Raw genomic sequence first — 22,059 nt, forward strand, 5'->3', positions numbered from 1 at the left:
GTGACCCACCCCCGGCCGGCACCAACCCCGGGTGACAAGGAAACAAGGAGTCCCCGGGGTTTGCCCGCCCACCCCGGCGGGACTGTCCGCAATATCGCACCCCGCACGGGGAAGGCGACCCGAGGGTCGCTGGTGGCGCACGGTACCTTCATGCGGCGGCGCCCCGGCGGCAGCGAAGTCGCGGTCGCGCCACGCGAGAGGGAGAGTGAGTTGTGAGCAAGTTCGTGCGGCCGGCGGCCGAGGGCGCGGACCCGTTCGGGACGGCGCGTCTGCGACGTGGTGTGCTGGACGCCTGGGCCACCAGCCCGGCCCGCTTCCGCGAGGACGCCAACGCCGAGGAGGACCTCGTACTCGGCGGCTACCGGGACCGCCTGGTCGTCGAACTCGCCCAGAACGCCGCCGACGCCGCAGCCCGCGCTGGCGTCCCCGGACGCCTGCGCCTCACCCTCCGCGACGGCGTCCTGGCCGCCGCGAACACCGGCGCCCCCCTGGACGCGACCGGCGTCGAGTCCCTCTCCACCCTCCGCGCCTCCGCGAAACGGGACGCCCCCGAGGGCGCCGTCGGCCGCTTCGGCGTCGGCTTCGCCGCCGTACTCGCCGTGAGCGACGAACCCGCCGTGGTGGGCCGCCACGGCGGCGTCCGCTGGTCCCTCGCCGAAGCCCGCGCACTCGCTGCGGACACGGCCCGGCACAGCCCCGGGCTCGGCGACGAGGTCCGCCGCCGCGACGGCCATGTGCCGCTGCTCCGGCTGCCGTTCGCGGCCGAGGGCACCGCCCCGGACCCGTACGACACGGTCGTCATCCTGCCGCTGCGCGACACCGCCGCCGAGGATCTCGCCGAACGGCTCCTGGAGCGGATCGACGACGCCCTGCTGCTGGCGCTGCCCGGCCTCGAAGAGGTCGTCGTCGAGGTCGGGGACGCCGAACCCCGTACGCTGCGGCGCCACGAGGAGGGCGAAGGCAACGCCGTCCTCGTCGAGGACTCCCGCGACGGCGACACCCGCTGGCGCACCGTCTCCCGCCACGGCGCCCTCGACCCCGCCCTGCTCGCCGACCGCCCGGTCGAGGAGCGGCTGCGCCCGCACTGGTCGGTCACCTGGGCCGTACCGGTCGACTCCGACGGATCCCCGGCCCGGCCCCGCACCAGCCTGGTCGTGCACGCGCCCACGCCCAGCGACGAACCCCTCGGCGTCCCCGCGCTGCTCATCGCCTCCCTCCCGCTGGACACCACGCGCCGGCACGCCGCCCCCGGCCCGCTGACCGACTTCGTGGTGCAGCGCGCGGCCGACGCGTACGCCGAACTCCTGGCCGCCTGGCGGCCGGTGGGCACCGGGATCATCGACCTGGTGCCCGGGCCGCTGGGGCAGGGCGAGCTGGACGGCGCGCTGCGCCAGGCGATCCTGGACCGGCTGCCGCGCACCGAGTTCCTGCCGCCCGCCGTCGCCCCCGGCGACGACGCCGACCTGCCCGAGGTCCTGCGCCCCCGCGACGCGGAGGTCGTCGAGGGCGCAGGGGCCGACACCGTGCGCGTCCTCGCCGAGGTGCTGCCCAGCCTGCTGCCCGCCGGGCTCGAACGCCGGGTGGAACTGCGGACGTTGGGTGTCGCCCGGGTCCCGTTGACCGAGGCCGTCGACCGGCTGGCCGGTCTGGAGAAGGAGCCCGGCTGGTGGTGGCGGCTCTACGACAGCCTCGCCGGAGTCGACCCCGACCGGCTGACCGGGCTGCCCGTACCGCTCGCCGACGGGCGTACGACGATCGGGCCGCGGCAGGTCCTGCTGCCCACCGCCGACGACAGCCAGGCGGCCCCCGAGGCGCTCGCCCGGCTCGGTCTCAAGGTGGCCCACCCGGACGCCGCCCACCCGCTCCTGGAGAAGCTGGGCGCCCTTGCGGCCACTCCCCGCGCCGTCCTGACCACCCCGCAGGTGCGGGCCGCCGTGGCCGCCTCCCTCGACGACGAGGGTGCGAGCTGGGACCAGGACGGTCCGGACGCCGAGGAGTTGGCGGAGACCGTCCTCGCCCTCGTACGGGACGCCGGTCTCGATCCGGGTGACGAGCCCTGGCTCGGCGCTCTCGCCCTCCCGGACGAGGAGGGGGAGTTGGTGCCCGCCGGTGAACTCGTGCTGCCCGGCAGCCCCTTCGCCCAGGTCATGCGCGAGGACGAACTCGCCTTCGTGGAGAGGGAATGGGCCGAGCGCTGGGGCGAACAGCCCCTTGCCGCCTGTGGTGTTCTCGCCAATTTCACACTTGTTCGCGCCACCGACGTCGTCCTCGACCCGGACGAACTGGAGCCGCGCGACTCCGACTTCGCCGAACCCGACGACGCCGGGCTCCTCGACGCCGTCGACGTGTGGTGCGAGGACGTGCTCGACCGGCTGCCGGACACGCCCGTACCGCCCGTCGCCACCGAGATCGTCGCCGTACGGGATCTCGATCTCGTGGACGACGACCGCTGGCCGCAGGCCCTGGCGCTGCTCGGGCAGCCGCCGCTGCGGGACGCCCTCACCCAGCCGGTGCGCATCCTGCTGCCGGACGGGACCCATGAGGTCGTCCGGTCCTACACAGCCTGGTGGTTGCGCGATCACCCCGTGCTCGACGGGCGCCGTCCGGCGGGGCTGCGGGCCGCGGGCGGCGATCCGCTGCTGCACGGGCTGTACGACGCCGCCGACGCCTCCGGCTTCGACGACGAGCAGGTCCTGCGGGCGCTGGGCGTCCGCACCTCCGTGGCCGCCCTCCTCGACGAGCCCGGCGGCGCCGCCGAGCTGCTCGACCGGCTCGCCGACCCGGACCGTCCGGTGACCGCCGCCCAACTTCACGCCCTGTACGGCGCGTTGGCCGACCTCGACCCCGAACAGGTGACGCTGCCCGACGAGTTGCGGGCCGTCGTCGACGGGGAGATCGTGGTGGTGGACGCCCGCGACGCCGTGGTCGTGGACTCGCCCGACCTCCTCCCGTTCACGGCCGGCACGCCGCTGCTTCCCGTACGGCCCTCGCGGGCCGGCGATCTCGCCGAGCTGTTCCAGGTGCGGCGGCTGAGCGAGTCGGTGACCGGCGAGGTGACGTCGCAGGGCGCCGAGCACGACGTGCCGGAGTCGGTGCGGGTGCTGCTCGGGCCGTCGACGCCTTCGTCGTACGTCGAACACGAGGAACTCCTCGTCGACGGCACCGAACTCGACTGGCGCCGTACCCGGGACGGGGTCCTGCACGCCGCCACCCTGGAGGGCGTCGCCGCCGGACTCGCCTGGGCGGCCGGGCAGTGGCCCCGCCGCTTCGAGGTCGCCGCCCTGCTGGAGGACCCGTCCCGGACGGAGGAACTCGCGCGGGACCGCTGGTTCGACTGAGACTGAGACTGAGACTGAGACTGAGAGCGAGGGGGAGCGGGGTCGGTGCCCTGAGTGCTCTCGGGTCGGCCGGGTTCCCTCCGGCCGTCGGGTTTTACCAGGCTCGCACATTTTCTTTACCAGCCGTACAACCATTCGCATGCGTCATGAATCTGATCACCTGAGTCAACCGACTCCGCGATCACTTGTGCCCCGACGTGCACACGAGCCGCAGGGAACGACCACGGCCGGGGCCCCTTCCTCTTGGGGAACGCATGCGCATACGAGCCACCGTGGCCGTCGCCTCCGGCGCTCTGGCCCTCTCCGCCCTCGCCGTCCCGGCCGCGCAGGCCACCGGGTCGGACGGCGGGTCCGGCGACACCAGGATCACCAAGGTTGTCGTCGACGGTGACAACAAGGCCTCCGTGGGTGTCTCCGACCCCAGGACCATCAAGGTCAGCGTGACGGCCACCGACGACTCGGGCATCGCGGGCGCCGAGTCGTTCTCGATGACCGGCCCCGGCTACGGGTTCCTGGAGACCGGCAGGCCGACCTGCACGGCGTCCAGTTCGACCACCTCCACCTGCACCGCCTCGGTGCTCGTGGACCCGAAGACCGACTACCTCAGCAACGCCTCGGCGGGCACCTGGTACGTCGACGCGTGGATCGACGCCAACGACGGCGACTACATCTGGAAGGAGAAGGCCGGGTCCTTCAACTTCCAGCGTGCCTCGAAGCTCACGGTCAACGCCTCGCCGGAGCCGGTGGCCAAGGGCAAGACCCTCACGGTCACGGGCAAGCTGTCCCGCGCCAACTGGGAGACGCTCACCTACAAGGGCTACACCAACCAGCCGGTCAAGCTGCAGTTCCGCAAGGCGGGCACCAGCACCTACACGACCGTCAAGACCATCACGTCCAACTCCACGGGCGACCTGAAGACCACCACCACCGCCAACTCCGACGGCTACTGGCGCTTCAGCTTCGCGGGCACCACGACCACCCCGGCCGTCAGCGCCACGGGTGACTACGTCGACGTGCGCTGACCCGGGCGACGCGCGGATCGGTACCGGCCCCGGGATCTCCCGGGGCCGGGCGTTTCCCGGGAGCTCGTCAATGTTTCGTCATACACACATAAAATCTGCATCGTCCGTACAACCAGTCACATGCGTCACTGATCTGATCACGTGAGCCAACAGGCTCAACGATCACTTGGGCCCCCCGCCGATGACGAACCGTGAGGAACGACCAGCGCCGGGGCCCCTTTCTCCACTTGGGGAACGCATGCGTATACGTGCCACTGTGGCCGCCGTCTCCGGCGCCCTGGCTCTCTCCGCCTTCGTCGCTCCGGCCGCGCAGGCCGACAACGCCGCCCCGTCGTACAAGGCGGAGGCCTCGAAGGTGCTCGGCACCTCCGGCAGGACCACGTTCGGCGCCACCACCGCCGCGGACGACCTGGGCGTCACCTTCTCGAACTTCAAGATCGCGAGCGCGGTCAAGGTCGGTACGACCAACGACGTCTCCACCACGGTCACCTACACGCTGACCCACGGTGCCGACTACGTCCTCAACTCGGACGACTACGACAACGGCCCGCTCATCTACAAGGGTTCGTCCGACGACCCCGACAACATGCTGTTCGGCACCAAGCCGGCCACCTGCACCGCCACCTCGTCGACGACCGCCAGCTGCAAGGGCCTCGTCGACATCCACCCGGCCGACGGCGACCTGGTGAACTCCGACGCCGGCACCTGGTCGGGCGGCGCCGTGGCCATCCAGTACAGCAGCGACGACAGCTCGGTCTCGTTCGGCCTCGGCACCACCAAGGTCCAGCGCTACTCCAAGCTGACGGTCAACGCGGGCCCGGAGCCGGTCGTCAAGGGCAGGACCATCACCTCCACCGGCAAGCTCTCGCGCGCCAACTGGGAGGACAACAAGTACCACGGCTACACCAACCAGCCGGTCAAGCTGCAGTTCCGCAAGGCGGGCACCAGCACCTACACCACCATCAAGACGGTGACGTCGGACTCCACCGGCAACCTGAAGGCCACCGCCACCGCCGTCTCCGACGGTTACTGGCGCTTCAGCTTCGCGGGCACCACGACCACCCCGGCCGTCAGCGCCACGGGTGACTACGTCGACGTGCACTGACCTCGCCGGCAGGACTGGGCAGGTCCAGGCGGGACTAGGCAGGAAAGCGGCGGTCGACCCACTTCCACAGGAACTCCAGGGCGACCGCCGCCACCGCCGCGATGCCGACCGCGACCCACGGCATCGTCACGCCGACCAGCTTCAGCGCGAAGAAGTGCTGAAGCCCCGGCACCACCAGCACCACCAGGAACGCGGCGCCCATCGAGGCGACCAGCAGGACGCGCCACCAGGTGTACGGCCGCGCGATGATCGCCAGGACCCACATGGAGATCAGGAAGAGCGTGAGTGTCGCCGCGCTGGTCTCCGCGCCCAACGCGCCCTTGCCCGTGTAGGAGTGACGGGCGATCAGATATGTGACGAAGGTCGCGATCGCCGCCACGACGCCGCCCGGGATCGAGTAGCGCATCACCCGCCGTACGAAGTGGGGTTTGGCGCGCTCCTTGTTGGGGGCGAGGGCCAGGAAGAACGCCGGGATGCCGATCGTCAGGGTCGACAGCAGCGTCAGGTGGCGGGGCAGGAAGGGGTACTCGACCTGCCAGCACACCACCAGGACGGCCAGCAGCACCGAGTAGACCGTCTTCACCAGGAAGAGGGTCGCGACCCGGGTGATGTTGCCGATGACCCGGCGGCCCTCCGCGACCACCGAAGGCAGCGTCGCGAAGCTGTTGTTGAGCAGCACGATCTGCGCGACCGCCCGGGTGGCCTCCGAGCCCGAGCCCATCGAGACCCCGATGTCGGCGTCCTTCAGGGCCAGTACGTCGTTCACGCCGTCGCCCGTCATCGCCACCGTGTGGCCGTTCGACTGGAGCGCGCCGACCATGTCCCGCTTCTGCTGCGGGGTGACCCGCCCGAACACCGTGCCCTCGTCCAGCGCGAGCGCCATCTCCCGTTGCTCGGCGGGCAGCCGGCGGGCGTCGACCGTCTCGCCGACGAGCCCCAGCTTGCCCGCCACCGCGCCCACCGAGACCGCGTTGTCGCCGGAGATCACCTTGGCCTTGACGTCCTGCTCGGCGAAGTAGCGCAGGGTGTCCGCCGCGTCCGGGCGCAGCCGCTGCTCCAGCACGACCAGCGCGGTGGGCCGGGCGGCCGCCTTGACCTCGGGATCGTCGAGGTCCTTCGAGGTGCGGGCGAGCAGCAGCACCCGTAGTCCCGCCTCGTTGAGCCGCTCCGTCTCGGCGAGCGCCGTGTCCCCGGCGGCCAGCAGCACGTCGGGCGCGCCGAGGAGCCAGGTGCTGTTGTCCCCGTCGCCCTCGCTGAAGGACGCCCCGCTGTACTTGCGGGCCGAGGAGAAGGGCAGCGACTCGGTGCACCGCCACTCCTCGCTGTCCGGGTAGGCGTCGATGATCGCCTGGAGCGAGGCGTTCGGCCGCGGGTCGGACTCGCCGAGCGCGCCGAGGACCCTGCGTACGTAACTCTCGTCGGCGCCCTGGAGCGGCCGCAGCTCGGTGACGTCCATGCCGCCCTCGGTGAGCGTGCCCGTCTTGTCGAGGCAGACCGTGTCGATGCGGGCGAGGCCCTCGATGGCCGGCAGTTCCTGGACCAGGCACTGCTGGCGGCCGAGCCGGATCACCCCGATCGCGAAGGCGACGCTCGTCAGCAGCACGAGCCCCTCCGGGACCATCGGGACGATGCCGCCGACCGTCCGCGCCACCGCGTCCTTGAAGTCGTGTCCCTTGACCACCAGCTGGCTGATGACCAGGCCGATCGCGGTCGGGATCATCATCCACGTCACGTACTTGAGGATCGTGGAGATACCGGTCCGCAGCTCCGAGTGGACCAGCGTGAAGCGGGAGGCCTCCTCGGCGAGCTGCGCCGCGTACGCCTCCCGGCCCACCTTCGTCGCCGTGAACGCGCCGCCGCCCGCGACCACGAAGCTGCCCGACATCACCTGGTCCCCGGGATGCTTGACGACCGGGTCGGCCTCACCGGTCAGCAGCGACTCGTCGATCTCCAGCCCGTCGGCCTCGACGCACTCGCCGTCCACGACGATCTTGTCCCCTGGCCCGATCTCGATCAGGTCCCCGAGGACGATCTCCGAGGTGCTGATCGCCTGGGCGATCCCGGCCCTGCGCACGGTCGGCCTCGCCTCGCCGATCACCGCGAGCGAGTCCAGGGTCTGCTTGGCCCGCCACTCCTGGATGATGCCGATCCCGGTGTTGGCGATGATCACGTACCCGAACAGGCTGTCCTGGAACGGGGCCACGAACAGCATGATCAGCCAGAGCACCCCGATGATCGCGTTGAACCGGGTGAAGACGTTGGCGCGGACGATCTCCGACAGCGAGCGGCTGCTGCGCACGGGGACGTCGTTGACCTCGCCGCGCGCGACCCGCTCGGCCACCTCGGCGGCCGACAGGCCCGTGGCCGGCCCGGTGGCGGGGTCGGGCAGGGGTACGGGATGCACAGGATCGAGTTCGGCGCCCGCGTCTATGTGCGTCATGGAACTGACGGTACGTGCGGAAATACGGCTTCACCTGCCGAGTGCCCCAAAGATCCGACCAGGGGAGGAGGGGAGTCGGCGGATGTGATGCCGTAGGCGTAGGGGAAGGTGCCTAGTCCGCAGCAGGGGAGGAGTCGGCGTCCGCCGCGGCGGCGGCCCGCTTGAGCGCCGCGTCGCGTCCGCGGACGTACCAGACGCCGATCAGTCCGAGACCCCCGCCGGCCAGGCAGGTCCACAGCCACCAGGTGTGCCCGTGGTCGTCGAACCAGCCGTAGAACGGCAGCTGCACCAGAAAGAGGACGAACCAGAGGATGGTGCCGCCCGTGATGGTGGCGACGACGGGGCCCTCCAGGGGCTCCGGCGCCTCGTGCTTGGGGGATCCCGAAAAGAACACGGCCATGTGCACAGCTTACGAGGACGGCATCGATGCTCTCTCCGAGGCCCGCGCGGCTCTCCCCGAGGCCCGCGAGACCCCTGTACAGGCCCCGTATACCAACGGTCTACGCGCGGAGATAGCGAATTCCGACTCATATGTTCATACTGAAACGGTCTGAGTATGGCCACTTGTGTTCGTACGAAACACCAACGGAAACCCGGGGGAAACCTGTTGGTGACCGAACGGCAGCCAGAATCGATCAAGTTCCCGCCCGGTGCGCCGTCCCGCCCCGCGCCCGTACGGCCACCAAGGCCCCCGCACGTATGAGGTCCCGCATGTCCACCTCGGCCACCACCAAGGCCTCCGCCCCCGAGCAGCCGGATCCCCGGCCCGCACAGGGCGCGCTCGACCGCTACTTCAAGATCTCCGAGCGGGGCAGCACGCTGCCGCGCGAGATCCGCGGCGGCTTCGCCACCTTCTTCGCGATGGCCTACATCATCGTGCTCAACCCGATCATCCTGGGCAGCGCGAAGGACATGTACGGGCACCACCTCGACAACGGCCAGCTGGTCACCGCGACCGCGCTGACCGCGGCGTTCACCACGCTGCTCATGGGTGTCATCGGCAACGTGCCGATCGCGCTCGCCGCCGGACTGGGTGTGAACACGGTTGTCGCGCTCCAGCTCGCGCCGCGCATGTCCTGGCCGGACGCCATGGGCATGGTCGTCCTCGCCGGCTTCATCGTGATGCTCCTGGTCGCCACCGGTCTGCGCGAGCGCGTCATGAACGCCGTGCCGCTCGGCCTGCGCAAGGGCATCTCGATCGGTATCGGCCTGTTCATCATGCTGATCGGCCTCGTCGACTCCGGCTTCGTCTCCCGCATCCCGGACGCCGCGCAGACCACGGTCCCGCTGCAGCTCGGCGCCGACGGCCACCTCAACGGCTGGCCCGTCCTGGTCTTCGTCCTCGGCACGCTGCTCACGCTCGCGCTGATCGTCCGCAAGGTGCCGGGCGCGATCCTGATCTCCATCGTCACGATGACGGTGCTTGCGGTCGTCATCAACGCCGTCGCGACGATCCCGTCCTGGGGTCTGACGACCCCCAAGTGGCCCGGCAACCCGGTCGCCACCCCCGACTTCGGGCTCGTCGGCAAGGTCAGCCTCTTCGGCGGCTTCGACAAGGTCGGCGTCCTGACCGGCACCCTCTTCGTCTTTACCGTGCTGCTGTCGTGCTTCTTCGACGCGATGGGCACGATCATGGGCGTCAGCGACGAGGCCAAGCTGACGGACGCGCAGGGCAACATGCCCGGCATCAACAAGGTCCTCTTCGTCGACGGCATCGCGGTCGCCGCCGGCGGCGCGAGCTCCTCGTCCGCCACCACCTGCTTCGTGGAGTCCACGGCCGGTGTCGGCGAGGGCGCCCGCACCGGCTTCGCGAACGTCGTCACCGGCGGTCTCTTCGCGATCGCCCTCTTCCTGACCCCCGTCGCCACCATGGTCCCGTCCCAGGCCGCCACCCCCGCGCTGCTCGCGGTCGGCTTCCTGATCCTGTCCAACTCGGTCCGTGAGATCGACTGGGCCGACTACACCATCGCCATCCCGGCCTTCGTGACGATGGTGATGATGCCGTTCACCTACTCGATCACCAACGGCATCGGCATGGGCTTCATCACCTTCGTGGTGCTGCGCCTGGCCGCCGGCCGCGGCCGCGAGATCCCGGTCGCGATGTACGTCGTGGCCGCGGTGTTCGGCTTCTACTACCTGATGCCGGCGCTGGGTCTGACCTGAGCCGCACGGGGGCTGTGACCCGAGCCCCCCGGGGCCCCGGGCTCACGTGACCCCGTAGAACTTCTCCGTCTCCTCGACCGCGGTCTGGAACCGCTCGTCGAAGTCATCGCGAATGAGCGTCCGGACGACATAGTCCTGGACGCTCATTCCTCTTTTGGCGGCATGGTGTCGGAGCCGTTCGAGCAGCTCCCCGTCTATCCGCAGGCTGAGCACGCTGGTCCCCATGTCCTGAGGGTCGCCGGGCCCTGCCGGTCGGTGCGTCACTTTCTGCCATCGGATCACTCATACGGGTGACTGGGCGGTTCAGTGGTGCGAGTCACGGGCATTTCAGTGGTGTCGCGGTGGTCTTTAGTCAGAGTAATGAGTTAAGCTAAAGAACATGCCTGACCTCACCCATGGCGACGATGCTGCCGCCGTGAACTCTTTGCGCTCCGCAGTGATGCGCCTGTCGCGTCGACTCAAGCACCAGCGGGTCGACGAGTCGCTGAGCCCCACCGAGATGTCGGTGCTCGGCACCCTTGCCCGCTGCGGCACCGCCACGCCGGGCGAGCTCGCCCGCAAGGAGCACGTACAGCCGCCGTCGATGACCCGCATCGTGGCGCTGCTGGAGAGCAAGGGCCTGGTCAGCCTTGAGCCGCACCCCGAGGACCGACGCCAGAAGGTCGTCACGCAGACCGAGCGGGCCGAGGCGATGCTCGAGGAGAGCCGCCGCAAACGCAACGCGTGGCTGGCCGGCGTCGTCGAGGCCCTCGACGAGGACGAGTGGGCGAAGCTCCGCGAAGCCGCTCCCGTTCTGGAGAAGCTCGCGCACCTGTAGCCGCACGCGCGAATCGTCACGCGCGCCACTCGTGCACCCGTGGTCAGTCGGTCAGCCAGTCAGCACACGCAAGGAGGCGAGCCCTTTTGAGTACGGGACCCGGAGCAGACTCCGCCCCCGCACCAGCCACCCACGACTCCCCGCCCACCGGCGCCCGCGCCACGATGTTCAGCTCGCTGAAGATCCGTAACTACCGCCTGTTCTTCCTCGGCCAGGTCGTCTCCAACACCGGCACCTGGATGCAGCGCATCGCCCAGGACTGGCTGGTGCTGAGCCTCACCGGCTCGTCCGCCGCCGTCGGCATCACCACCGCCCTGCAGTTCCTGCCGATGCTGCTCTTCGGCCTCTACGGCGGTGTCCTCGTCGACCGGCTGCCCAAGCGGCCCACGCTGCTGGCCACCCAGACCGCCATGGGCGTCACGGGCCTCGCGCTCGCCGCCCTGACCCTCTCGGGCCACGTCCAGGTCTGGCACGTCTACGTCGCAGCCTTCGCCGTCGGCCTCGCCACGGTCGTCGACAACCCCGCCCGCCAGTCCTTCGTCGCCGAGATGGTCGGCCCCGGGCAGCTCCAGAACGCCGTCAGCCTCAACTCGGCCAACTTCCAGTCCGCACGCCTGGTCGGTCCCGCCGTCGCGGGCCTCATGATCACGGGCGTGGGGACCGGCTGGGCGTTCCTCTTCAACGGGCTGTCCTTCGTCGCCCCCATCGTCGGCCTGCTGCTCATGCGCGCCCGCGACCTGCAGGTCGTCCAGCGCGCCCCGCGCGGCAAGGGCCAGCTCCGCGAGGGCCTGCACTACGTGGCGAGCCGCCCCGAGCTGATCTGGCCGATCGTCCTCATCGGCTTCATCGGCACGTTCGGCTTCAACTTCCCGGTCTGGCTCTCGGCGTACGCGGACGACGTCTTCCACGTGGGCGCCGGCGGGTACAGCCTCTTCAACACGCTGATGGCGCTCGGCTCCCTGGCGGGCGCACTGCTCGCCGCCCGGCGCGGCACGGCCCGCCATCGCGTGCTGATCGCGGCGGCCCTGGCCTTCGGCGTCCTGGAGGTCGTCGCCGCCCTGGTCCCGTCCTTCTGGCTGTTCGCGCTGCTCATGGTGCCGATCGGCATGTTCGGCCTGACGGTCAACGTCACGGCGAACACCTCGGTCCAGATGACCACCGACCCCGCCATGCGCGGCCGCGTCATGGCCCTGTTCATGATGGTCTTCATGGGCGGTACGCCGCTGGGCGCACCCCTGGTCGGCTGGGTCACCGACACCTACGGCCCGCGCGTCGGCTTCATCCTCGGCGGCCTGGTGTCGGCGGCGGCCGCGGTCACCGTCGGCCTGGTCCTGGCCCGCGTCGGCGGCCTGCGTCTGGCGGTCGGCTGGAACCACGGACACCCGCGGGTCCGCTTCGTGCCGAAGGAACAGCGGGAGCAGCAGCAGCGGGAGCTGGCGACGGCGGTCTGACGTCGCGGAGGGCCTCACGGACGGCGTCACCCTCGCCCGGTGATCCAATCCCTGGAAGGGTGACGTCCCATGAGACTCTTCGCCGCCGTGCTGCCCCCGCAGGACGTGATCGCCGAACTCGCCCCGGTGGTCGCCGCGTTGCGGCGGCTGCCCGGCTCGGACGGGCTGCGCTGGACCGGCCTGCCCGGCTGGCACTTCACGCTCGCCTTCTACGGCGAGGTCGACGAGGAGGTCGTACCGGAACTGTCGCTGCGGCTGGAGCGGGCGGCCCGGCGCACGGAACCCTTCGCACTTGCCGTGCGGGGCGGTGGGCAGTTCGGTCACGGGCGGGCGCTGTGGGCGGGCGCCCGGGGCGACCTGGACGCGCTGCGGCTGCTTGCCGACCGGGCGGAGGCGGCGGCGCGCAAAGCGGGCGTGCCGATGGGTGAGCACCGGCGCTACAAGCCCCACCTGACGGTGGCCCGCAGCCGCGAGGCCCTCGACGCCCAGCCGTACGTCGAGGCCCTCGACGCCTTCGCCGGCCGCACCTGGACGGTGAGCGAGCTGTGCCTCGTCCGCAGCCGCCTGCCGAAGTCGGGGGTGCCGGGGGAGCAGCCCCGCTACGAGACGGTCGCCCGTCAGCCGCTCGGGGCGGCCGGTTAGGCTCGACCATGTGAACCCGAAGACCCGTAACCGGATCATGGCCGGTGTGCTCGTGCTGATGTTCGTCGTGGTGGCGCTGGCCGCGGCGGTCAAGTAACCGCCGACCGCCGCGCCCCGCCTGCCCGGTCCGGACTACCAGGCAAACGCTTCCGGGGGCGGCCCCGGACCCGGGCTGTGCTGTCCCGGGGCGATCCCCGGGCCCCCGGCCGGGCTACCAGGCAAACGCTTCCGGGGGCGGCCCCGGACCCGGGCTGTGCTGTCCTGGGGGCGACCCCCGGACCTCCGGCCGGGCTACCAGGCAAACGCTTCCGGGGACGGCCCCGGCCCCGGGCTGTGCTGTCCCGGGGGCAACCTCCGGACCCCCGGCCGAACTACCAGGCAAACGCCTCCGGAGACGGCCCCGGCCCCGGGAAGATCTCGTCCAGCCCCGTCAGCAGTTCCTCGGTCAGCTCCAGCTCGACGGCGCGCAGGGCGGAGTCGAGCTGCTCCGCGGTGCGCGGGCCGACGATGGGGCCCGTGACCCCGGGCCGGGTCAGCAGCCAGGCCAGGGCCGCCTCGCCGGGCTCGATGCCGTGCTTGTCGAGCAGGTCCTCGTAGGCCTGGACCTGCGCGCGTACGGCGGGGTCGGCGAGCGAGTCCGCGGTCCGGCCGGAGGAGCGGCGTCCGCCCGTGACCTCCTTCTTGATGACCCCGCCCAGCAGCCCGCCGTGCAGCGGCGACCAGGGGATGACCCCGAGGCCGTACTCCTGCGCGGCCGGGATGACCTCCATCTCGGCGCGCCGCTCGGAGAGGTTGTACAGGCACTGCTCGCTGACGAGCCCGATGGTGCCGCCGCGCCGGGCGGCGATCTCGTTGGCCTGGGCGATCTTGTAGCCGGGGAAGTTGGACGACCCGGCGTACAGGATCTTGCCCTGCTGGACGAGGGTGTCGATCGCCTGCCAGATCTCCTCGAAGGGAGTGCTCCGGTCGACGTGGTGGAACTGGTAGATGTCGATGTAGTCGGTCTGGAGGCGCTTGAGCGACGCGTCCACCGCCCGCCGGATGTTCAGCGCCGACAGCTTGTCGTGGTTGGGCCAGGCGGCACCGTCGCCGGCCATGTTGCCGTACACCTTCGTGGCAAGGACCACCTTGTCGCGGCGGTCACCGCCCTGGGCGAACCAGTTCCCGATGATCTCTTCGGTACGGCCCTTGTTGTCGCCCCAGCCGTACACGTTCGCGGTGTCGAAGTAGTTGATGCCGGAGGCCAGCGCCGCGTCCATGATGGCGTGGCTGTCGGCCTCGTCGGTCTGCGGACCGAAGTTCATGGTGCCGAGGACGAGTCGGCTGACCTTGAGTCCCGTGCGTCCGAGCTGCGTGTACTTCATGGTCCCCCAGCCAACGGCTTGGAGTGCGCTCCAGGCAAGGGCGGAGGGGATCAGTCGCGGGGGAAGTCAGCGGTCTTGAGGGTGAGACCGACGACTGTGTCGGTCAGGTCGATGTCCTTGCCGAAGTCGACCGTCGTCCTCGTGATGTAGTCCCCTTCCTTGGGCTGGGTGTATACGTAGCACGTGCCTTTGTAGGGATCGGCGATGACGTACACGGGGACTTCGGCGGTGGCGTAGGCCTTCTTCTTAGGGCCGTAATCGTTGGCCGCAGTGCCCTTGGAGATGACCTCGGCGACGAACTCGACGTCTTCGTGGCGCCAGCGGCCCTTCTCCGTCTTGGTCGCGCTCTCCCTGACGGCCGTCACGTCGGTGGCGAAGCCGTTGAGATGGCCCGGGTAGTCGATCCGGACGTCGGACTTCAGCCGCTTGCGGGGGTACTTGGTCCGCAGCTGCTCGATGATGTCCAGGATGATTTCCCAGTGAGTGTCCCGCTGTGGCGACATGTAGACGGTCCCCTCGACGATCTCGACCTTGTATCCCTCGGGGACGGGCATCTTCTCGAGCCGGTCGAACATCTCGTCGAGCGTGCTCTCGTTGTCGCTCTCGGCCATCGCGATCCTGTCTTCAAGGACGGTCACGGTCGCGCTCCTCCCCGGCTGCCCACGCACAGGTGCAGCCGCGCAGCACAACGATACGCACGGTGACCAGGAGACGCCGAGAACCGGTCAGGCCGTTTCGGCCGTGTACGGCTCGCCCAGGTCCCACGCCTGGTACATCGCCTCCGCGAACCCCTCCGCGATCTTGTGCTCGCCGCTCGCGTTCGGGTGCGTGCCGTCGTACGTGTCGAAAGCGGTGTCGTACGACGACGGAGGCGAGGCCAGCAGCAGCGGGGAGCGGGGTTCGTCGAGGTCGGCGACGGCTTTGGCGAGCAGCACGTTGAAGGCGGCGACCTCGGCGGCGAACGGGGCGTCCGACTCGGCGCGCACGTTCGGTATCACCGGGAGCACGACCATGCGCACGCGCGGGTTGGCCGCCCGGGCCTCGGCGACGAAGGTGCGCATGTTCTCCGCGGTCTGCACCGCGTTCGTGTAGAAGCCCAGGTCGATCAGGCCGAGGGCGACGAGCAGGACGTCCGCCCGCTGTGTGCGCACCGCCTCGCGGATCAGCGGCGCCATGTGGAGCCAGCCCTCGCCCCAGCCGGCGAGGTGGGCGCGCGGGAAGTCCGGGTCCGCGTACTCGTACGACGTCGGGGTCTCCAGCGCCTTGTCGTAGAGCGTCTCGCGCGGGCCGACGATCCGGAACGGGCCCCCGTGCGTCGCGCGCAGGTGCTGCCACATCCGGTAGCGCCATGTGTGTTCGCCCGCGCTCCCGATCGTCTGGGAGTCGCCGACGGGCATGAACCTGAGCATCCGCTCATCATCGTCGATCAGTGCCGGGGCCACGGGCGGGCGGGGTGTGAGGCTGGACACGCGGTCCGAACGCCGGTGCGGGATGGCAGGCTTGGGGCATGCGCATGCGTCGATCGTTTCCGTTCCTCGCCGGGGCCGCCCTCGTCGTCGCGTCGGCGGCACCCGCCGTCGCCTCCGACGGGGACGAGGGGTTCACCATCAAGGATTCCCGGATCACCGAGTCCAGCGGACTCGTCGCCTCGCATGCCCACCCCGGCATCTACTGGACGCACAACGACAGCGACGACGGCCCCTACCTGTACGCCGTCGACAGCAGCACCGGCGAGACCGTCGCCCGGTTCACGATGACCGGCGTCGGCGCGCCCCGCGACGTCGAGGCGATCTCCCTCGGCCCGGACGGCGACCTGTACGTCGGCGACATCGGCGACAACCTCGGCGGCACGTGGAAGTACGTGTGGGTCTACAAGCTGCCCGAGCCGAAGGTGCTCAAGGACCAGACGATCCGCGCCACGCAGTACGTCGTGAAGTACGCGGACGGGGCCCGGGACGCCGAGGCGCTGATGGTCCACCCGAAGACCGGGCGCGTCTACATCGTCTCCAAGAACGAGGACGGCGGCGGCCTGTACGAGGCACCGGCGAAGCTGACCACCTCCGGCACCAACGTCTTCAAGCGCATCGCCGACGTCGACCTGTGGACCACCGACGGGGCGTTCTCGCCCGACGGCAAGCAGCTTGTCGTACGCGGATACTTCGGCGGGATCGCGTACTCCTGGAACGACGGGAAGATCAAGAAGCAGGGCCGGCTGAACGTCCCGCTGCAGAGGCAGGGCGAGTCCGTCGCCTACACCGCCGACGGGTCCGAGCTGATGTACGGCACCGAGGGCGCGAACAGCGAGGTGAAGGCGGAGAGCGTGCCCGGGGGCGGCGAGGGCGGCTCGTCGTCCAAGGATGGTGGTTCGCACTCCGCGGGCGGCAGTGGGGGCGACAGCGACGGGCTGAACGCCAACTTCAAGGTCGGCGCGCTCGTCCTCGCCGCCGCTCTGGCCGTCGTGTTCGGACTGAAGAGGCTGCTGCGCCGGAACTGACGCGTGCCGCCGGGCAGTTGCGTCCTTCTGTACCGAAACCGATCGACGGGCTGCCACCCGTCCAAGTTCTTGACGCGTTCATGATCAGCCTCTTCCATGGGTGATGCGCGGCAAATGGGAGCGCTCCCATTCTGTTCCGGGCCCGCGCCTCCCCGAGAGGAACCCACCCCCATGTTCCGCAGACTGCGAAGAGCACTGTGCGTTGCCGCCGCAGCGCTCCTGATACCGCTGGCGGGGGCGCAGACCGCCCGTGCGGCGGACCCCGGCGCCGGTTACTGGCACACGAGCGGCCGGCAGATCCTCGATGCCGCGGGCCAGCCCGTACGCATCGCCGGGATCAACTGGTTCGGCTTCGAGACCGGCAACCACGTGGTCCACGGCCTCTGGTCGCGCGACTACAAGAGCATGATCGACCAGATGAAGTCGCTGGGCTACAACACCATCCGGCTGCCCTACAGTGACGACATCTTCAAGAGCGGGACCGTTCCCAACAGCATCGACTTCTCCAGCGGCAAGAACACCGACCTGCAGGGCCTGGACTCCCTTCAGGTCATGGACAAGATCGTCTCGTACGCCGGTCAGGACGGGCTCAAGGTGATCCTGGACCGGCACCGGCCCGACTCGGGCGGGCAGTCGGCCCTCTGGTACACCTCCGCCGTCCCGGAGTCGACGTGGATCGCCGACCTCAAGGCTCTCGCGGCCCGGTACGACGACAAGGGCACCGTCATCGGCATCGATCTGCACAACGAGCCGCACGATCCCGCCTGTTGGGGCTGCGGGGACACGGCGACGGACTGGCGGCTCGCCGCCCAGCGGGCCGGGAACGCCGTCCTGTCCGTCGACCCCGACCTGCTGATCTTCGTCGAGGGCGTGCAGACCTTCAACGGCACGTCCGGCTGGTGGGGCGGCAACCTGATGGGTGTCGCCCAGTACCCGGTCCAGCTGAACGTGGCGAACCGCGTCGTGTACTCGGCCCACGACTACGCCACCAGCGTCGCCCAGCAGAGCTGGTTCAACGACCCCTCGTTCCCCGCCAACATGCCGGGCGTGTGGGACAAGTACTGGGGCTACATCTTCAAGCAGAACATCGCCCCCGTCTGGGTCGGCGAGTTCGGCACCACGCTCACCTCGACCATCGACCAGAAGTGGCTGGCCGCGCTCGTGTCGTACATGCGGCCCACGTCCACGTACGGCGCCGACAGCATCTCCTGGACCTTCTGGTCGTGGAACCCCAACTCCGGTGACACCGGCGGCATCCTGAAGGACGACTGGACCTCCGTGGACACGGTGAAGGACGGCTACCTGGCCAGTGTCAAGGCGCCCGCGTTCCCGGGCACCGGCGGCGGTGGAGGGGGCGGAGGCGGCGGGAGCACGGCCGCGTGCAGCGCCGTCTACACCGTCAGCAGCGACTGGGGCGGCGGGTTCAACGCCGAGGTGAAGGTGACGAACACGGGCACCACGGCCCTCAAGTCCTGGAAGGTCACCTGGACCTGGAGCGGCGCCCAGAAGGTCACGAACATGTGGAACGCGTCGTACACCCAGACCGGAGCAACGGTGACCGCGGCCAACGCCGATCACAACGGAGCAGTGCCGACGGGCGGTTCGGCGAGCTTCGGCTTCGGGGGAGCCCCGGGCGGCGGGACCACGCCGACCGCGAGCTGCACGGCGACATGAGAGAAGGGCGCCCGGTGTTCGCCGGGCGCCCTTCAGCGGCGTACGGGGTGACCGACTGCTCCCCCGCAGGGGTCTGTCGCTGCAGGGCTCAACGCACATTCGTGTTGACCGCCCCCGGCAGGCAGTGCTGGAGTCGGCAGGTGGACAGCATCCCCGCCAACCGGCGGCTCTGGAACCGGATCAGCAGCGCCTACCAGCACGAGCACGACCCGCAGATCGGCGCCGCACCCCGGCTGTGGGGCATGTACTCCATCCCCGACGCGCACCTGCACGCCCTGGGCGACGTCACCGGCAAGCGCGTCCTCGAACTCGGCTGCGGCGCCGGCCAGTGGTCCAGGGCGCTCGCCGCCGAGGGCGCCACCGTGGTCGGGCTCGACCTGTCCGAAGCCCAACTCGCCGCAGCGGCCCGCGCGATGGGAGAAGCCCGCTACCCGCTGGTGCAGGGCGCCGCCGAACAACTCCCCTTCGCCGCCGACAGCTTCGACCTGGTGTTCTGCGACTTCGGCGGGCTCAGCTGGGCGCCCCCGCACCTGGCCGTCCCGCAGGCCGCACGCATTCTGCGCCGAGGCGGGCGCCTGGTGTTCAACGTCGCCGGCCCATGGTTCGAAGCGTGCTACGACGAGGCCGCCGGCCGCGTGACCACCACGCTGCAGCAGGACTACTTCGGGCTGAGCACCATCGCCGAAGACGACGGCGCGACCAGCTATCAGCTCACCTACGGCGACTGGGTCAAGGTCCTGCGCGGCGCGGGTCTCATCATCGACGACCTCATCGAGCCGCGGCCCGAACGCGGAACACCCAACGGCTACAACGAAACCGACCCACCCGACTGGGCACATCGCTGGCCGGCGGAACTGCTCTGGGTGACCCACAAGCCGTAAGTTCCGCCGCGCGGATACGAAGAAGGGCGCCCGGTGTTCGCCGGGCGCCCTCGTCGTCGTACGAGAGAAGGTCAGAGCTTCTCGATCACGTAGTCGATGCACTTCGTGAGGGCCTCGACGTCCGCCGGGTCGATTGCCGGGAACATGGCGACGCGGAGCTGGTTGCGGCCGAGCTTGCGGTAGGGCTCGGTGTCGACGATGCCGTTGGCGCGCAGCACCTTGGCCACGGCGGCGGCGTCGACCTCGTCGGAGAAGTCGATCGTGCCGATGACCTGCGAGCGCTTGGCCGGGTCCGTCACGAACGGGGTCGCGTGCTTGGAGTCCTCGGCCCAGGAGTACAGGCGCGAGGAGGAGTCCTTCGTACGGGCCGTCGACCAGGCCAGACCGCCCTGGCCGTTGATCCACTCCAGCTGCTCGTTGAGCAGGAAGAGGGTGGCGAGGGCCGGGGTGTTGTACGTCTGGTTCTTGCGGGAGTTGTCGATCGCCGTGGGGAGCGAGAAGAACTCCGGCACGTGGCGGCCGGACGCGTGGATGCGCTCGGCGCGCTCGATCGCGGCCGGGGAGAAGACGCCGATCCACAGGCCGCCGTCGGAGGCGAAGGACTTCTGCGGGGCGAAGTAGTAGACGTCCGTCTCGGTGATGTCGACCGGGAGGCCGCCCGCGCCGGAGGTGGCGTCCACGAGGACGAGGGCGCCCTCGTCGGCACCGGCCACGCGCTTGATGGGCGCGGCGACACCGGTGGAGGTCTCGTTGTGGGTGAAGGCGTACACATCCACGCCCGCCTCGGCCTGCGGCTCCGGGTGCGTGCCCGGGTCGGAGGCGATGACGGTCGGCTCGGCCAGCCACGGGGCGAGCTTCGAGGCCTTCGCGAACTTCGAGGAGAACTCACCGAAGTTCAGGTGCTGCGACTTGTTCTCGATCAGGCCGTGCGTCGCGACGTCCCAGAACGCGGTCGAGCCGCCGTTGCCGAGGACGACCTCGTACCCCTCGGGGAGGGAGAAGAGGCTGCTCACGCCCTCGATGACCTTGCCGACCAGGTTCTTGACCGGGGCCTGGCGGTGGGAGGTACCGAGGAGGGATGTGCCGGTGGCGGCCAGCGCGTCCAGCGCTTCCGTCCGCACCTTGGAGGGGCCCGCGCCGAAACGTCCGTCGGCGGGCTTGATGTCAGCGGGAATCTGGATCTCAGCCACGACGGGAGCCTAGCCGTTCCGGGAAACCTGGGCGAAACGTCGTCCGTCGGGTGAGACGCGCCCGTCCGGGGGCCACGGGGGCGCTGCCCCCGGACCCCCGCTCCTCAAACGCCGGAGAGGCTGGATTTCCCGCCGAACGGGCTGGACCTACGCCAGCCGCACCGGCAGCTCGAACAGGTCGTTCTGCGTCACCACCGGCTTGTTGCGGAGCTCGGCGGCGGGGACCGCCAGGTCGAGGCCCGGGAAGCGCTCGTACAGGGCGGGCAGCGCCACCCCCGCCTCCAGGCGGGACAGGGCCGCGCCGGGGCACACGTGCGGGCCGTGGCCGAAGGAGATGTGGCGGTTCTCCGTGGTGCGGGTGATGTCGAAGTCGCCCGCGCTCGCCCCGTGGGCCTTCTCGTCGCGGCCGATGGCGCCGTAGGAGACGATCAGCGCGTCGCCGGCCGGGATGACCTTGTCGCCGACGGGCACGTCCTCCGTCGCGAAGCGGATCAGGACGTGGGAGGTGGGGGTGGAGAAGCGGAGGGTCTCCTCGACCACCGCGGACCAGTCCGTCTCGCCCGAGAGGACCAGGGCGCGCTGCTCGGGGTGGGTGGAGAGGTTGACGACGGCGTTGGCGATGAGGGAGATCGTCGTCTCGTGTCCGGCCGCGACCATCAGCTGGAGGGTGGAGACGATCTCCTCGTCGGTGAGGTGGTCGCCGTCCTCGGAGGCGAGGATCAGGGCGCTGGTCAGGTCGTCGCCGGGCTCCGCGCGCTTCGCCGCGACCGTCTCCGCCATGATCCCGGCCAGCTCGGTCAGCGTGGCGATGACCTCGGCGGGCGGGGTCTGGGTGGAGAAGAACTTCTCGAAGAGTTCCTTGAGGCGGGGCAGGCGGGACTCGTCGATGCCCATCAGGTCGGCGATGACGAACATGGGCAGCGGGTAGGCGAAGTCGGCCTTCAGGTCGACGACGTCGCGCTCCACGGCGCCCAGGTCGTCGAGGAGGCCCTCCGTCAGCTTGGTGATCCGCTCGCGCATCTGCTCCACACGGCGCGGGGTGAGCGCCTGCGCCACGAGGGTCCGCATCCGGCGGTGGTCCGCGCCGTCCACGGTGAGCATGGAGCGGCCCGGGTTGGCGAGCCCGATCAGCGGCCAGTCGGCGGCTATCTCGCCGCGCTGCCAGGCGCCCCACACGTTGATGTCCTTCACCAGACGGGGGTCGGTGAGCAGCGCGCGCGCCTCGGCGTGGTGCGTGACCGCCCAGACCGGGACGCCGCCGGGCAGCTCCACGGCGGCGAGCGGTCCCGCCGCGCGCAGCCGGGCGCTCTCGCCGTCCAGGTCGGTGACGAAGGGGTCCAGGGGGATACGGGTCTCTTCGGTACCAGCGGTCATGCGGGGGTGCCTCCAAGGGCCGGGGTAGGCGTTGTTCGGTGTTCTCGCCGTGCGGGTGCTCGGCGCGCGGGTACCGGTGTCCGGTAGGGGGTGCTCGGGGTACG

The 22,059-nt window shown here is 70.3% G+C and carries 18 protein-coding genes; 10 read left to right on the top strand and 8 right to left on the bottom strand.

Annotated elements, in window-relative coordinates; translation table 11 throughout:
- Positions 1–212: 212 nt before the first annotated feature.
- The 3 genes from ABZS97_RS10475 to ABZS97_RS10485 all read left to right on the top strand — a co-directional run bounded on the left by ABZS97_RS10475 (position 213) and on the right by ABZS97_RS10485 (position 5,465).
- Positions 213–3,338 carry a molecular chaperone Hsp90 gene (locus ABZS97_RS10475; RefSeq protein WP_356135841.1) on the top strand — a complete coding sequence of 1,042 codons (3,126 nt, stop codon included), beginning with the start codon at positions 213–215 and terminating at the stop codon, positions 3,336–3,338.
- A 254-nt stretch (positions 3,339–3,592) separates the two neighbouring features.
- Positions 3,593–4,360 carry a calcium-binding protein gene (locus ABZS97_RS10480; RefSeq protein WP_356135843.1) on the top strand — a complete coding sequence of 256 codons (768 nt, stop codon included), beginning with the start codon at positions 3,593–3,595 and terminating at the stop codon, positions 4,358–4,360.
- Between the two features lie 238 nt (positions 4,361–4,598).
- Positions 4,599–5,465, top strand: coding sequence for a hypothetical protein (locus ABZS97_RS10485; protein WP_356135845.1), 867 nt, complete (start codon positions 4,599–4,601; stop codon positions 5,463–5,465).
- Positions 5,466–5,499: 34 nt separating this feature from the next.
- On the opposite strand, the gene ABZS97_RS10490 is transcribed toward ABZS97_RS10485, so the two are convergent.
- Together ABZS97_RS10490 and ABZS97_RS10495 are read right to left on the bottom strand one after the other, a co-directional pair.
- A complete protein-coding gene (locus ABZS97_RS10490) occupies positions 5,500–7,905 on the bottom strand; it encodes an HAD-IC family P-type ATPase (protein WP_356135847.1) in 2,406 nt (801 codons plus the stop codon).
- A 112-nt stretch (positions 7,906–8,017) separates the two neighbouring features.
- On the bottom strand, positions 8,018–8,305 hold the full coding sequence (locus tag ABZS97_RS10495) for a DUF2530 domain-containing protein (protein ID WP_356135849.1): 288 nt from the start codon (positions 8,303–8,305) through the stop codon (positions 8,018–8,020).
- Positions 8,306–8,616: 311 nt separating this feature from the next.
- On the opposite strand from ABZS97_RS10495, the gene ABZS97_RS10500 reads away from it, so the two are divergent.
- Entirely contained in the window at positions 8,617–10,068 is a 1,452-nt protein-coding gene (locus tag ABZS97_RS10500; RefSeq protein WP_356135851.1) for an NCS2 family permease, read from the top strand.
- Between the two features lie 42 nt (positions 10,069–10,110).
- On the opposite strand, the gene ABZS97_RS10505 is transcribed toward ABZS97_RS10500, so the two are convergent.
- Complete coding sequence (locus ABZS97_RS10505; RefSeq protein WP_015659639.1) at positions 10,111–10,293, bottom strand: ribbon-helix-helix protein, CopG family; 183 nt, start codon at positions 10,291–10,293, stop codon at positions 10,111–10,113.
- A gap of 154 nt (positions 10,294–10,447) precedes the next feature.
- On the opposite strand from ABZS97_RS10505, the gene ABZS97_RS10510 reads away from it, so the two are divergent.
- The 3 genes from ABZS97_RS10510 (at position 10,448) to thpR (ending at position 12,978) form a co-directional block, all read left to right on the top strand.
- Positions 10,448–10,885, top strand: coding sequence for a MarR family transcriptional regulator (locus ABZS97_RS10510; protein WP_356135854.1), 438 nt, complete (start codon positions 10,448–10,450; stop codon positions 10,883–10,885).
- Positions 10,886–10,971: 86 nt separating this feature from the next.
- A complete protein-coding gene (locus ABZS97_RS10515) occupies positions 10,972–12,336 on the top strand; it encodes an MFS transporter (RefSeq protein WP_356135856.1) in 1,365 nt (454 codons plus the stop codon).
- 69 nt (positions 12,337–12,405) lie between these two features.
- Positions 12,406–12,978, top strand: coding sequence for an RNA 2',3'-cyclic phosphodiesterase (gene thpR / locus ABZS97_RS10520; RefSeq protein WP_356135858.1), 573 nt, complete (start codon positions 12,406–12,408; stop codon positions 12,976–12,978).
- 371 nt (positions 12,979–13,349) lie between these two features.
- On the opposite strand, the gene ABZS97_RS10525 is transcribed toward thpR, so the two are convergent.
- From ABZS97_RS10525 to ABZS97_RS10535, 3 genes are all read right to left on the bottom strand, one after another.
- Entirely contained in the window at positions 13,350–14,342 is a 993-nt protein-coding gene (locus tag ABZS97_RS10525; protein ID WP_356135860.1) for an aldo/keto reductase, read from the bottom strand.
- Between the two features lie 50 nt (positions 14,343–14,392).
- On the bottom strand, positions 14,393–14,980 hold the full coding sequence (locus tag ABZS97_RS10530; protein ID WP_356135862.1) for a Uma2 family endonuclease: 588 nt from the start codon (positions 14,978–14,980) through the stop codon (positions 14,393–14,395).
- An 87-nt stretch (positions 14,981–15,067) separates the two neighbouring features.
- A complete protein-coding gene (locus ABZS97_RS10535; protein ID WP_356135864.1) occupies positions 15,068–15,751 on the bottom strand; it encodes an SGNH/GDSL hydrolase family protein in 684 nt (227 codons plus the stop codon).
- A gap of 104 nt (positions 15,752–15,855) precedes the next feature.
- On the opposite strand from ABZS97_RS10535, the gene ABZS97_RS10540 reads away from it, so the two are divergent.
- From ABZS97_RS10540 to ABZS97_RS10550, 3 genes are all read left to right on the top strand, one after another.
- On the top strand, positions 15,856–16,836 hold the full coding sequence (locus tag ABZS97_RS10540; protein ID WP_356135955.1) for a WD40 repeat domain-containing protein: 981 nt from the start codon (positions 15,856–15,858) through the stop codon (positions 16,834–16,836).
- Positions 16,837–17,007: 171 nt separating this feature from the next.
- The gene (locus ABZS97_RS10545) at positions 17,008–18,510 is read left to right on the top strand and encodes a cellulase family glycosylhydrolase (RefSeq protein ID WP_356135866.1); all 1,503 of its coding nucleotides are present in this window, start codon (positions 17,008–17,010) and stop codon (positions 18,508–18,510) included.
- Positions 18,511–18,650: 140 nt separating this feature from the next.
- Positions 18,651–19,391, top strand: coding sequence for a methyltransferase domain-containing protein (locus tag ABZS97_RS10550; RefSeq protein ID WP_356135868.1), 741 nt, complete (start codon positions 18,651–18,653; stop codon positions 19,389–19,391).
- A 71-nt stretch (positions 19,392–19,462) separates the two neighbouring features.
- Here ABZS97_RS10550 and serC read toward each other — a convergent pair whose 3' ends face one another.
- Positions 19,463–20,581, bottom strand: coding sequence for a phosphoserine transaminase (serC, locus tag ABZS97_RS10555; protein ID WP_356135870.1), 1,119 nt, complete (start codon positions 20,579–20,581; stop codon positions 19,463–19,465).
- Between the two features lie 147 nt (positions 20,582–20,728).
- A complete protein-coding gene (locus ABZS97_RS10560) occupies positions 20,729–21,955 on the bottom strand; it encodes a cytochrome P450 (RefSeq protein ID WP_356135872.1) in 1,227 nt (408 codons plus the stop codon).
- Positions 21,956–22,059 lie beyond the last annotated feature (104 nt).

The organism is Streptomyces sp. NPDC005485 (assembly GCF_040606085.1).
In the GTDB taxonomy this organism is placed as follows: domain Bacteria; phylum Actinomycetota; class Actinomycetes; order Streptomycetales; family Streptomycetaceae; genus Streptomyces.

Excerpts from the sequence above, each read along its gene's own strand:
- ABZS97_RS10510 (WP_356135854.1), top strand. The coding sequence starts at position 10,448 with ATGCCTGACCTCACCCATGGCGACGATGCTGCCGCCGTGAACTCTTTG.
- ABZS97_RS10545 (WP_356135866.1), top strand. The coding sequence starts at position 17,008 with ATGTTCCGCAGACTGCGAAGAGCACTGTGCGTTGCCGCCGCAGCGCTC.
- ABZS97_RS10495 (WP_356135849.1), bottom strand. The coding sequence starts at position 8,305 with ATGGCCGTGTTCTTTTCGGGATCCCCCAAGCACGAGGCGCCGGAGCCC.
- ABZS97_RS10485 (WP_356135845.1), top strand. The coding sequence starts at position 4,599 with ATGCGTATACGTGCCACTGTGGCCGCCGTCTCCGGCGCCCTGGCTCTC.
- ABZS97_RS10560 (WP_356135872.1), bottom strand. The coding sequence starts at position 21,955 with ATGACCGCTGGTACCGAAGAGACCCGTATCCCCCTGGACCCCTTCGTC.
- thpR (WP_356135858.1), top strand. The coding sequence starts at position 12,406 with ATGAGACTCTTCGCCGCCGTGCTGCCCCCGCAGGACGTGATCGCCGAA.
- ABZS97_RS10535 (WP_356135864.1), bottom strand. The coding sequence starts at position 15,751 with ATGCTCAGGTTCATGCCCGTCGGCGACTCCCAGACGATCGGGAGCGCG.
- ABZS97_RS10540 (WP_356135955.1), top strand. The coding sequence starts at position 15,856 with ATGCGTCGATCGTTTCCGTTCCTCGCCGGGGCCGCCCTCGTCGTCGCG.
- ABZS97_RS10525 (WP_356135860.1), bottom strand. The coding sequence starts at position 14,342 with ATGAAGTACACGCAGCTCGGACGCACGGGACTCAAGGTCAGCCGACTC.
- ABZS97_RS10505 (WP_015659639.1), bottom strand. The coding sequence starts at position 10,293 with ATGGGGACCAGCGTGCTCAGCCTGCGGATAGACGGGGAGCTGCTCGAA.
- ABZS97_RS10500 (WP_356135851.1), top strand. The coding sequence starts at position 8,617 with ATGTCCACCTCGGCCACCACCAAGGCCTCCGCCCCCGAGCAGCCGGAT.
- ABZS97_RS10480 (WP_356135843.1), top strand. The coding sequence starts at position 3,593 with ATGCGCATACGAGCCACCGTGGCCGTCGCCTCCGGCGCTCTGGCCCTC.
- ABZS97_RS10490 (WP_356135847.1), bottom strand. The coding sequence starts at position 7,905 with ATGACGCACATAGACGCGGGCGCCGAACTCGATCCTGTGCATCCCGTA.